Here is a 13,080-nt window from a genome sequence, read left to right as displayed (position 1 = left end):
AGAAGATTTCTACTCGCTTTCTCCTTTTGTTCTCACTTGGCATGGGGCCAAAAAGGCACTGACCGTTTCTATCCATCGACGGATGCTCTCTCCGCACTTATAAAGGAAGGTTTATGTATTTTTTTAATTTGTACTTATATATATGAACAGTTATGCTGTTTGCAATAGAGTAAGGAAAAGAAAGGATCGTTAATTTGTGAAACAAATAAAGTTTATACATGCGGCAGACTTGCATTTAGATAGTCCGTTTAAAGGAATGGAAATGAATGTGCCGTCATCCGTTTGGGAAAGAATGAAGCAAAGTACGTTTCAGTCGTTTGAGCGTATTATCGATAAAGCAATTCAAGAACGCGTTGATTTTGTGCTACTTGCAGGAGATTTATATGATGCGGAAACGAGAAGTTTACGTGCGCAAGTGTTTGTGAGAGAGCAAATGAAGCGCCTTTCGCATTATGATATCCCTGTTTATATGATTCATGGCAACCATGATCATTTAGGTGGAAGCTGGGCGGCAATTGAGTTTCCAGAGAATGTTCATGTGTTTGCAGAGCCTTATGTAGAAGCAAAACCATTTTATAAAGACGGAGAACTGCTTGCATCTATTTATGGATTTAGTTATCTCCAGCAAGCTGTAACGGATAATATGACGGCGCAGTATGAAAAGATGAGCAATGCACCTTTTCACATTGGGATGCTTCACGGGAGTGTAGAAGGCGATGCAGAACATAATCGTTATGCACCGTTTCAAATTCGTGAGCTGAAGGAAAAAGGATTTGATTATTGGGCTCTTGGCCATATACATAAACGAGAGATTTTAGCAGAGGAGCCGTATATAATTTATCCAGGTAATATACAAGGACGCCACCGGAAGGAAACGGGAGAAAAGGGAGCGTATCTTGTTGAGATATCGGAACAGGGAACGAATTGTTCCTTTTTCGGTGCGGCAGATGTAGTTTGGGGAGAAGTGGAAATTCATATTGATGAACTAGAAACAGTCGATCATCTTATGACAGCTGCTACGGAAGTGCTCAATGCGTGTCGTAAGGAAGAGGAAGGAACTCTTTTGACAGTCGTGTTTACTGGACAAGGACCACTCGCTTCTTATTTACGTGATGAAAAACGTGTGGAAGAGATTTTTCATATTTTAGCAGCGGGAGAAGAGCGTAAAGATTTCGTGTATGTGATGAAGTGGAAGAATGAGACGATTTCATTTGCGGAAACGGAGCGGTTAAAAGAGGAGAATCATTTTGTCGGTAGTGTGCTGAAAGAACTAGAATCCTTTACGAATATGGATGCGGTGCTGAGAACGATTTGGACATCTCCTGTCGCGCGTAATGTGGTTGAATCTTTTTCAGAAGAGGAGAAAGCAGAGATTCAAAAGGAAGCGGAAAATATTATATTAGAGCAACTATTCCAGCAAGAGAGGGATAAAAAATGAGAATTGAAAAACTCCATATTTACGGCTATGGGAAATTAGAAAATGTGGAAATGGATCTTTCAATGCTGACGGTGTTGCATGGTGAAAATGAAGCGGGTAAATCGACGATTCGTTCGTTTATGAAGAGTATTTTATTTGGGTTTCCAACAAGGGGACAAAGACGCTATGAGCCGAAAGAAGGCGGAAAGTATGGCGGTGCGCTGACGGTTATGACAGAGCAGTACGGAAGAGTGAAAATCGAGCGCCTTCCGAAAACGGCTGCTGGGGAAGTAACGGTTTATTTTGAAGATGGAAAAACATATGGCGAAGAAGTGCTGCAAAATGTGCTGAGCGGGATGAATGAGAACTTATTTGATTCTGTTTTTTCGTTTGATATGCATGGTTTGCAAAATATTCATCACATTGGAGAAGCTGAAATCGGAAATTACTTATTTTCGGCAAGTGCAGTTGGAAGCGACGCGCTGCTCCAGTTAGATAAAAAGTTAGAAAAGGAAATGGAGCAGCGTTTTAAGCCGAATGGTCGTAAGCCGGAGATTAACGTGTCGCTTCAAGAAATAAAGAAGCTGCAGGAAAAGCTTGGGGCGTGGCAAGGAAAGATTAGTACGTATGAAAAGCTAATGGGACAGTTAAAAGAAAGTGAAGCGCGCCTTGCTCATGTTCGGAATGAAAAAGAGATGGCCGAAAAGCGCAAGCAAGACTATGAAGTATTGGCTACGCTGCAACCTCTTGTTATTGAAAAGCGTGCATATGAAAAAGCGCTAGAAGAACAGCAGAATCCATTTCCGGTTCGAGGCGTAGAACGTTATGAAACGATAAAAGCAAAACTTGAGCCACTTAGTGTGCAACTTGATTCCATCCAGAAAAGGATGGAAATGGTGCAATCAGAACTAGATGGGATAGAAGTACAAGAAGAGCTTTTGCAAAAGGATCGTTATGTAGAAGAACTTCTTATGCAGCATATGTCATATGAAAATGCGCGCCAAGAAATGCGCGATATTACAGTAAGTATAGGGAATATGAAAGAAGAGATAGAAGAGCTTGAGCAACAAATCGGTGCGACTTTTGAGAAGGAAAGTGTATTGTCATTTGATACAAGCCTTGCCGCAAAAGAAATGGTAACGCAAACGGTGCAAAAGGCAAGAGAATTAGATAGGCGGAAAGAGCAGCTTGATGAGCGTTTTAAAGTAGCGCAAGAGCAATTGGAAGAACAGGAAGAAAATGTAGGTCACATTCGAAAGCAAATGTTAGCGGATGAAGAGAGGCAAAAGCTTGTAGACAAGGAAAAAGAGTTTCAAGGTACAAGTTTTATTGGGACTAGTGGTCAATATGAAGAAAGAATGAACAGTGCGCAGGAAAAGAAAAAGCGCTGGCAGAAAGTTTGTTTCCTTTTGTTAGCTCTGAATACAGTGATGTTACTGACAAGTGTATTGTTAGATAACCGTTCGTTGTTATTTGCGAGTGTTATCTTCTTTGTCCTCATTGTACTTGCCCTTGTTTTGTATAAAGATACTTCTTCAGAAAGTTTACAAGAAGAACTGCTTTCGCTAAGACAAAGTGCGGGCGGAAGGCAAAATGAAGAGGCGCTATCTATTCGTTATCAATTAGAAAAAGATGAAGAAATGCGGAAATTATTTGAGCGCGAGTCTTATAAGTTACAACAAATCGAACGAGCCTATGATAAAGTGGTTTCTGCATATGAAGAGTGGGAGCGAGAGACGTTCCATGCGGGAGAGCAAGTAGATACATATAAAGCGCGTTATTCTTTCCCGAGCTTTTATACATTTGCACATGTATTGCCGGCGTTTGAACGTATGGAAAAGATGCAGCAATTATATCGCGAAGTAGGAAAGCAATCGGAGCGAAAAGAGATATTATATGAAATGATTTCGCAGTTTGAACATAAACTAGAGAACGTTATGAAAAATACAGACTTTGATCAGCTTCATATGATTCGTGATCGTATTCAAAAGGAAAAAGAAAAAGGGCAAAAGAAGGAACAACTTGCAGGGAAGCTTGCTGATTGGAAAGAAGAACGAGAAGTATTGCAGCATCAAGTAAATCAGCTCATGCTTGAAAAAGGTGCGCTATGGGAAGTGGCGGCAACTACTAACGAAGAGACATTTTTAGAAGCGGGTAAAAGAGCGGAAAAGCGTGAAGAGGCAGAGAAGCAAGTCGAGCGGTTATTACCTCAAATTGATATGTTAGAAAAGCGTTTAACAAGTTTATCGCTAGTGGAACACTATCAAGTAAACGGGTATGAAGAAAACGTAAATCAAGAAGTGCTTCATATAAGAGACTTCCTTTCAGAAGAGAAGAAATTGACTGAGCATATTGCGGAGTACCGCGTAGAGATTGCGAATTTAGAAGAAGGCAGTACGTACGGTGATTTATTACATGAGTGGGAAATGAAAAAATCGTATGTGCGTGAGCAAGTGAAAAAATGGGCTGCGTATGCCACGGCAAAAACAGTGTTAACAAAAACGAAGCAATACTATCATGAAGTACAATTGCCGCGTATTTTACAAAAGGCTGAAGAGTATTTTGTATACTTAACAGGTGGAAAGTATAGTAAAATATTTTCACCGTCAGAAAATGAGCCGTTTATTGTTGAGCGGAGTGATGGTATTCGTTTTTATAGTCATGAATTGAGTCAAGCAACAGCGGAGCAACTCTACTTATCACTGCGTTTTGCGTTAGCGCGGACATTTGAACATGATTATCCATTTGTTATTGACGATAGTTTTGTGCATTTTGATGCGATACGAACAGAACGAACAATCCAGTTAATAAAAGAAATTGTGAAGGATAGACAAGTGATTTTCTTTACATGTCATGCCCATCTATTATCATTCTTTACGGAGAAACAGATTATAAAATTATCACGTGAGCGTAAAGAAAATAAGGTGTAGTGTGCTATACTAAAAGTACTTAAGTTGGTGGAGGAATCAGAATGAAAAAGAAAATTGCAGAGTATGAAGTTGGTGAACAAGTCGATATCTTCCTGCTAATTAAAACAGCGACAAAAGGTATCGCAAGTAATGGAAAGCCATTTTTAACAGTAATCTTACAAGACCAAAGCGGAGATATTGAAGCGAAGCTATGGGATGTATCACCAGAAGTTGAGAAACAATATGTGGCAGAAACAATTGTGAAAGTAGCTGGGGATGTTCAAAATTATAAAGGACGCATTCAACTACGTGTGAAACAAATCCGCCTTGCAAATGCGAATGAAGTAACAGATATCTCAGACTTTGTTGAGAAAGCTCCAGTGAAAAAAGAAGATATGGTAGAAAAGATTACACAGTACATATTTGAAATGAGAAACCCAAACATTCAGCGTCTGACAAGACATTTATTGAATAAACATCAAAATGAATTTTTAGACTATCCAGCAGCAACGAAAAATCATCACGAGTTCGTATCAGGACTTGCGTATCACGTTGTATCCATGCTTGATTTAGCGAAAGCAATTGCTACGCTATATCCATCTTTAGATAAAGATTTACTGTATGCAGGCGTTATTTTACATGACCTTGGTAAAGTAATTGAATTATCTGGCCCAATTTCAACAACATATACATTAGAAGGAAACCTACTCGGTCACATTTCCATCATGGTAAACGAAATTGGAAAAGCAGCAGATGAGCTAAAAATTGAAGGCGAAGAAGTATTAATCCTTCAGCACATCGTTTTATCCCATCACGGGAAAGCAGAATGGGGTAGTCCAAAGCCGCCATTAGTAAGAGAAGCAGAAATTCTGCACTACATTGATAATCTAGATGCGAAGATGAACATGATGGATCGTGCCCTTGGACGCACGAAACCAGGTGAATACACAGAACGCGTCTTTGCGCTTGATAACCGTTCGTTTTATAAACCTACTTTTCATAACTAAATAACACTTATAAGGCAAGTGATTTTAGCGTATAGCTGAGATTACTTGCCTTTTTCATTTTCAACAGTAGGGATTGATGCGGATTTTGTGATGTAGTTTTGACTTATGTCTTACAAAATATATTTCTCAAGTTATTTTTAAAAGGAAGATATATACAAAAAGTTCAATTGTGTTAATATTTAGATAATTACAGGAAGAAATGAGGGGGATGAATTTCTATGAGTGCACATGTAGTAACGAAAGAACAAATTAAGCATTCATTAGACGCTTGGTATCAATCCATGTTGCAACAGCAGGTGGAGAAGGCGACTCGGTTGAAGGAAGAGATTGATAATAAAATCAATCATGCAGAAGCAGATCAAGATGTACGATTGTATTACGCATTATTGGATTTTAGATATAAGGTGTTAACTGATTGGGTTGCGGTTAAAGAAGATAGTTTTGACCAGGTGGAATCTTTTGGGATTCCGGCAGAAGGATTCTTGGCATATTATTATCATTTATTCAAGGCTTTCCACTTGAGAATTATTACTAACTATATAGAAGCAAAAGAACAGTTTGATAAAGCTGAGAAACTATTACGATATATTACTAATCCGTTCGAAAAAGCTGAATTTAATTATAGACTAGGCGAATTTTATTATCACTCATATCAACAAGTAAAAGCGATTGATTACATTCAAAAAGCAAAAGAGGAATTTTCTAAGCAATCAGGATATGAAATCAACCTTGCATTATGTGAAAATGTATACGGATTATGTTGTATCGATTTAAAACAATTTGAATTAGCTGAAGAAACATTGAACGCTGCATTAGATGTATTCCAAAAAGTGAGCCATGAAAAGTATATTTTCATGGTACGCAATAACTTAGGGTTACTGTATGCAAATCAAAATGTATCCGAATCAGCAATCCGTCATTTATCAGAAGTGACAAAGAAAGTTCCCAATCATTTCCGGGCACTGTATTTGGAAGCTGATGAGAATTTGAAATTAAATCAATCAGATATTGCTGAATCATTAATAGAAAAAGGGTTGCATATCTGTAATGAGTTGAAGAATCAAGAATATCAATATCGTTTCTTGATTTTAAAAGAAATGAATACAAATATAGAATCATTTGAAAAAACTGTTTTAGAAGGACTTTCGTACTTTGAAAAAGAAGAATTATTTGATTGTATTGAAGAGTATACAGGTCGTCTAGCTGATAAATTCTACAATGAAACCAATCATGAAAAAGCAAGTAAATATTATCACATGAGTAAAGAAGCAAGAAAAAAACAAATGAAAAAAGGAGCATTAAAATGATGAAAAAAATTATCTTTGCAGCAATAGGTTTTTCATTTTCGTTATCTATTACAGCTGGGTTTCATGATTTTAACAATATTGCTTTCAACAAAGGTGATACTGGCGGAGCACCTGCAAGACCTGATTTAGTATACAACGTTGGAGATACACCTGCACCGGCTTACAGTATAGGTGACGGTGGCGGAATTGTAGCACAAGAAAATTAAGTGAATTCATAACAAAAAGAAGAACGCCAACCCTCACGAAAAGGCGTTCTTCTTTTTATTATTGTAAGGTTTCCTCTGACGTGCCTAATTGTGAATCACATATCTTAAAAACCTCAAATCTCTCAAGAAAATAAATTCCCATAAAAAGAATTGACTTACTTTTTGTTTGTAACTATAATGATTACAAGCGAGTTGGACGATGAGAAAATAATCGGATACAAGAAATATTTCAATGTATTCTTATTTAAAGAGAAAGCTATTTTTTTAACATAGTTGTAACTAAAGTGGTTACGACTATGTTGGCTATAAAATACCGACAAAAAGTAAAAACTAAATTATATGTGTTTATAGTTACAATGGCAGAAAGGAGATATTTTATTTGAAGCGATTAAAGTTTTATATAATTAGTTGCCTTACGCTTGTTGTGCTGGTCGTTTGCAATATCGTTGAGAAGCCGACAGCGAAAGTGGAAGAAGTGAAAGATGTTTTTGTTACGAAATTACACACAAAAGAAAAAATGGTAGAAATCGATGGACAAACGATATATTTTAAACAAATTGGTGAAGGGAAACCGCCGCTACTTATGCTTCATGGTTTTGGAGGTTCTTCTGATGGATTTCGCGATATTTATCCAGAACTCGCGAAAGACCATACGATTATTGCGGTTGATATTGTAGGGTTTGGTCGCTCTTCTAAGCCGGTTGATTTTCAGTATTCATTTCCGAAACAAGCAAATTTATATTATCAGTTAATGAAAAAACTAGGCTATGATCAGTTTGCGCTACTTGGTCATTCGATGGGTGGAGAGATTTCTCTTAATGTAACGTATTTATATCCTGAGGCAGTTACACAGCTTATTTTAGCGGACTCGACAGGAATCGAATCTTTCCAGCAAAAAGGAGATATTCAAAAGCCGAAGTTGTCGGTTGATATAAATAATGTATCTACTATTACCGATTATAATAAAAATGAAGTGAAAAATAGCAGAGATGATAAAGAACATTATCGTGAACTGACGAAAATGAGAGAGCACCGCATTGAGATGGATGCAGATGCGATTCAAGTGCCGACGTTAATTATTTGGGGGAGAAATGATAAAAGTGTTCCGTGGAAGAATGGTGAGACCTATCACCAATTATTCAAAAATAGTACATTCCATATAATCGAAAAAGGGTATCACGCCCCGTTTCGTCAAGAACCGGAAGAGTTTATGGGGTATGTCCAAGATTTCTTTGAAAAGAATGTGAAAAGGTAATAGGCTGTCAGTTGTGTCGTTATTTGCCGAATGGTCGATATCCTTTGTCATATATTTCAATTTGCGCTCATATATGGTGAGAAATGATCGATATATTTGAAAAATCGCCGATAAAATTTCATTTACCAATTTCTCCATAACCTAAAAAAGGGTTCTGCTTAAATAAGCAGAGCCCTTTTTTGTATGGAGAATTGTCAGAAAAATATTTCTCAACCTTTTATTATATCTGAAGTTTTAAAATATATTGAAAATTTGATAATCTAACAATATTATGTACATATCGACAAAAAGTCCGATGAATCGCAAACATAGGGGAGGAAAAGCATTGAAAAAGAATCAGAAGTTCAAACCTTTATCAGTATTAGCAACAGCGGCTGTATTAAGTAGTACGTTTGCATTTGGGGGGCAATCTGCATATGCAGAAACGCCATCATCATCCTTACCAATCGATGAGCATTTAATCCCGGAGGAGCGTTTGGCGAAAGCGTTGAAGGAACGCGGGGTTATTGATAAATCAGCATCACAAGCAGAAACGTCAAAGGCTATTGAAAAGTATGTTGAGAAAAAGAAAGGGGAAAACCCTGGAAAAGAGATTGTTACTGGAGATAGTTTGACGCAAGAAGCTTCTGACTTTATAAAAAAAGTAAAAGATGAAAAGATGAAGGAAAAGGAACAAGCAGATAAACCGGTAACAGGAGCGGTAGCTGGTCAAGCTTCAGGAATCAATCCTGGGAAATTAAACGGGAAAGTGCCGACTACACCAGCGAAACAAGCAGAATATAATGGGGCAGTTCGCACAGATAAAGTGCTTGTTTTACTTGTAGAATTTAGCGATTTCAAACATAACAATATTGATCAAGAGCCAGGCTACATGTATTCGAAAGATTTTAACCGCGAGCATTATCAAAAGATGTTATTTGGTGATGAGCCATTTACGCTATTTGATGGATCAAAAATTAATACATTTAAGCAATATTATGAAGAGCAATCGGGCGGTAGCTACACAGTTGATGGAACGGTAACGGAATGGTTAACTGTTCCAGGAAAAGCTTCGGATTACGGTTCGGATGCTGGTACTGGTCATGATAATAAAGGGCCTTTAGGACCACGTGATTTTGTGAAAGAAGCGTTAAAAGCAGCGGTAGCAAAAGGGATTAACTTAGCTGATTTTGACCAATTTGATCAATACGACTACAACGGAAATGGAAATAAAAATGAGCCAGACGGCATTATCGATCATTTAATGGTTGTTCATGCGGGTGTAGGACAAGAAGCTGGCGGCGGTAAGTTGAAAGATGATGCGATTTGGTCTCACCGTTCAAAACTTGGATCAAAACCATATGCGATTGATGGTACAAAATCTTCTGTTTCAAACTGGGGCGGAAAAATGGCTGCATACGACTATACAATCGAGCCTGAAGATGGAGCAGTTGGTGTATTTGCTCATGAGTACGGTCATGATTTAGGATTACCAGATGAGTACGATACGAAGTACACAGGGAACGGTGAGCCGGTTGAATCTTGGTCTCTTATGAGTGGCGGCAGCTGGTCTGGGAAAATTGCTGGAACTGAGCCAACAAGTTTCTCACCACAAAATAAAGAGTTTTTCCAAAAGAACATGGGCGGAAACTGGGCGAACATTTTAGAAGTAGATTACGATAAACTTCGTGGTGGTATTGGTGCTGCAACGTATATCGATCAAAGTGTAACAAAATCTAAACGACCAGGCATCGTTCGCGTGAACTTACCTGACAAAAATATTAAAAATATCGAAGCAGCATTCGGTAAGCAGTTTTATTACAGCACAAAAGGAAATGACATTCATACAACACTTGAGACACCAGTATTTGATTTAACAAATGCGACGAATGCGAAGTTTGATTATAAAGCGTTCTATGAGCTGGAAGCGAAGTATGATTTCCTTGACGTGTACGCGATTGCAGAAGATGGAACGAAGACACGTATTGATCGAATTGGTGAAAAAGATGTAAAAGGCGGTATGGATACAACTGATGGTAAATGGGTTGATAAATCATACGATTTAAGCCAATTCAAAGGAAAGAAAGTAAAATTACAGTTTGAATATATTACAGATATTGCAGTGTCTTACAAAGGATTTGCGTTAGATAATGCAGCATTAACAGTAGATGGTAAAGTTGCGTTTTCAGATGATGCAGAAGGGCAATCAGCAATGACGTTAAAAGGATTTACTGTGTCTAACGGATTTGAACAGAAGAAGCATAACTACTATGTAGAGTGGAGAAATTATGCTGGTTCTGACCAAGCATTACAACATGCGCGTGGTCCAGTATTTAACACAGGAATGGTTGTATGGTATGCGGATCAAAGCTTTACAGATAACTGGGTAGGCGTGCATCCAGGTGAAGGATTCTTAGGTGTAGTTGATTCTCATCCTGAGGCAATCGTAGGAACATTAAACGGACAACCGACTGTGAAGAGCAGTACGCGTTATCAAATTGCAGATGCGGCATTCTCATTTGATCCAACGCCAGCATGGAGAGTAGATTCACCGACTCGCGGAATCTTTGATTATAAAGGGTTACCAGGAGTTGCGAAGTTTGATGATTCTAAGCAATATATGAATACATTGATTCCAGATGCAGGACGTAAGTTGCCGAAGTTAGGATTAAAGTTCGAAGTAGTAGGTCAAGCGGAAGACAAGTCTGCAGGTGCAGTTTGGATTCATCGCTAAGAAATGAAATGAGGAGCAGTACTCTTAAAGAGTACTGCTTTTTCATCATTATAAAGAGAGTCAGTTTAATAAAATGAATGTTGGAATAAATATGAAAATTTTGTATGATTTTTGTAAGGGATCTCTATTTTATATTCAGTATGTTGTTTTTGTCTAATAAATAAAGAGTTCGTGAGGTTGGGAGAAAAATGATGCAAGAAGCGAAAAAAATGATGTCTGTCCCAGATTTAAGAGAAATAGCAAAACGTTACAGAAAAAAATATTATTCAGCTGTATTTATTTCATATGAAGAAACAGTGAGTTTATGGAATTCATATAAAGAAAATGGAAACAAATATTTTCGATTTATATTTTCTAGAGGCTCAAACGGAGGCTGGAGAGGAACACTTATTGTTAATGAGTATGGACAAGTTGTTTCAAGAAGAGAAGCGGAGAGAATTGAAAGCATCATAATAAATTATAAGGATTATTTTGCCACTCTTACACCTAGTCTTGAATTACAACCGTTATGCGTGAAATTGAAGCAACATTTAGTTGAATTCATCATTATGTTACAGCAAGAAGAAAAAGAGAACCAGTTTATCACTGAAGCATTAAAGTGCACGTTAGATATCATGGTGGAATTCGATAAGTTTATTGAATTTTTAGAAGCAAGAAGTGCATTAACGTGTAAGCTTAATGAACCGATTGATGCGGAATCTTATGACGTTGCGAAAGAATTATTAAAATACCATACGCATTATTTATTTGAGATGGAAAAACTGTATATCTCAGCAAGAAAAGAGATACAGAGATGCAAAAAGGAACTCACGAAAATGAATTTAAAAAATAAAAGGGAGGTCCTTAGCTGTATATCTAAATTTAATAGTGGTATTACATATACAAAGTGGTTGTATCACATGAAGAAATATAGAGCCGGAATTCGATATCATAAAGTGTATGAAGGTATTTCACAGCGAGAAGAATTAACACAGCATATTATAAAGATTAGTCAAGAACAGTTTCATAAAGAGTATAAAAAGAAGTTACGTAATTAGTGTGAGGGATAAAAATGGGATATATTGTTGGGATGTTACGGAAAGATGTAGAAGAATACGATTCATTGGTAGATGTCATGAATAGTGAAAAAATAGCAAGATTGCTAGATGTAATAAAACGATATGGGAATTATTTTGTTCCAAATCGAATAAAAACGGAGTTCACTTTGATAGATTCATCCGATCCTTTCGAAATGCAAGTAGAACACCTTTTACAAGAAGCAGCTTTTGTCAAAGGGTTTGGTACGTCAGAATGGATAAAAATAGATGAAAGTGGAAAAGAAGTCTTTCGAATGTACCAAAAACGAGATGCCATCTATTTTGTAGCGGATGAGAATTATTTGATGCAACCTGAAAAGAATGATTTGGAATGCTTTTTTAAGATGTTTAAAGAAATAGCGATTCAGTTACATTTTCAAATTGGTGTTATAGGGTATAATGCGTTTTATCTTTTTAAGTTTTTTTGGAGGGGACAAATTCCGAAATTGGAGCATTATATTTGGGCGCATAAAGATTCAAGCATAGGTGGAAGATTAGAGACGCATTTTGATTATAATTATGAAGAACGATGTGAAAAGTTATCTTTTAAAGTGAATAAAATAGATTCCTATTATGAAGTTTTTTTATCGGAAGATATAATGTCACCTGTGAGTTATAAGGTGGAGCAAGAATTTGTATATGAAGTGCTTTATGATAAAAGTAGAGGGCTCATTCCGTATACAATAACAGGGGTTTTAATGAGTGAAAATTTAGAAAACACAATCAAGAGAATAAGTAAATAGATGGAATGTGAATCATCTAGTCATAATCCTTCCTTTCCTCTCATACAGTGAAACTAACAAGGCTTGTCTTAGGAAAGGAAGGAAATCGAGTGGAAACTTTACCATGGTGGATTTATCTTATTATTATTGGGATTGTCGTAAGTGGCTACATGGTTTTATATACTTCAAAAAAAGAACAAGATATGGATAATGAGTTTATCGAAAAAGAAGGCGAAGTATACATGAAGCGTTTAGAAAAAGAGCGCGAGAGACGTAATCAAGAAAGTGATAAAGATTCTGTACTGCTTTAATAGAAACCTTTTGAGAAGAGAAATGTATGTATTTCTCTTCTTTTTATTTTACAGGAAATATTGATTATGGAATATTTGTATAAAGTGAAACTTTAATCAGTGGGGGTTTTCTTCATCCTCCACTGATTATCAGCCCGCACCAATCGGGCCTTTACGG

The 13,080-nt window shown here is 37.0% G+C and carries 10 protein-coding genes; all 10 read left to right on the top strand.

Annotated elements, in window-relative coordinates:
* Positions 1–196: 196 nt before the first annotated feature.
* Positions 197–1,438 carry a metallophosphoesterase family protein gene (locus tag CN373_RS02885; RefSeq protein WP_098358796.1) on the top strand — a complete coding sequence of 414 codons (1,242 nt, stop codon included), beginning with the start codon at positions 197–199 and terminating at the stop codon, positions 1,436–1,438.
* Entirely contained in the window at positions 1,435–4,347 is a 2,913-nt protein-coding gene (locus tag CN373_RS02880) for an ATP-binding protein (RefSeq protein ID WP_098358795.1), read from the top strand. Before CN373_RS02885 ends, CN373_RS02880 begins: the two co-directional genes overlap by 4 nt.
* 41 nt (positions 4,348–4,388) lie before the next feature.
* The gene (gene yhaM / locus CN373_RS02875) at positions 4,389–5,333 is read left to right on the top strand and encodes a 3'-5' exoribonuclease YhaM (protein WP_000726641.1); all 945 of its coding nucleotides are present in this window, start codon (positions 4,389–4,391) and stop codon (positions 5,331–5,333) included.
* A gap of 218 nt (positions 5,334–5,551) precedes the next feature.
* On the top strand, positions 5,552–6,640 hold the full coding sequence (locus CN373_RS02870; RefSeq protein ID WP_098358794.1) for a hypothetical protein: 1,089 nt from the start codon (positions 5,552–5,554) through the stop codon (positions 6,638–6,640).
* Entirely contained in the window at positions 6,640–6,846 is a 207-nt protein-coding gene (locus CN373_RS02865; RefSeq protein WP_098358807.1) for a hypothetical protein, read from the top strand. The genes CN373_RS02870 and CN373_RS02865 overlap by 1 nt, the downstream gene beginning before the upstream one ends.
* A 379-nt stretch (positions 6,847–7,225) precedes the next feature.
* Entirely contained in the window at positions 7,226–8,101 is an 876-nt protein-coding gene (locus tag CN373_RS02860; RefSeq protein ID WP_098358793.1) for an alpha/beta fold hydrolase, read from the top strand.
* A gap of 325 nt (positions 8,102–8,426) precedes the next feature.
* A complete protein-coding gene (locus tag CN373_RS02855) occupies positions 8,427–10,814 on the top strand; it encodes an immune inhibitor A domain-containing protein (RefSeq protein ID WP_098358792.1) in 2,388 nt (795 codons plus the stop codon).
* 191 nt (positions 10,815–11,005) lie between these two features.
* A complete protein-coding gene (locus CN373_RS02850) occupies positions 11,006–11,851 on the top strand; it encodes a hypothetical protein (RefSeq protein ID WP_001154555.1) in 846 nt (281 codons plus the stop codon).
* Positions 11,852–11,865: 14 nt separating this feature from the next.
* The gene (locus tag CN373_RS02845; protein WP_000540683.1) at positions 11,866–12,633 is read left to right on the top strand and encodes a hypothetical protein; all 768 of its coding nucleotides are present in this window, start codon (positions 11,866–11,868) and stop codon (positions 12,631–12,633) included.
* Between the two features lie 89 nt (positions 12,634–12,722).
* Positions 12,723–12,923 (top strand): sporulation YhaL family protein, encoded by a 201-nt coding sequence (locus tag CN373_RS02840; RefSeq protein WP_000449222.1) that lies wholly within the window; start codon positions 12,723–12,725, stop codon positions 12,921–12,923.
* Positions 12,924–13,080 lie beyond the last annotated feature (157 nt).

Source organism: Bacillus cereus, from assembly GCF_002561295.1.
GTDB classification, from domain to species: Bacteria; Bacillota; Bacilli; order Bacillales; family Bacillaceae_G; genus Bacillus_A; species Bacillus_A cereus_S.
The sequence above is the reverse complement of the archived record's forward strand: the minus strand, read 5'-3'. Positions and strand labels throughout refer to the sequence as shown.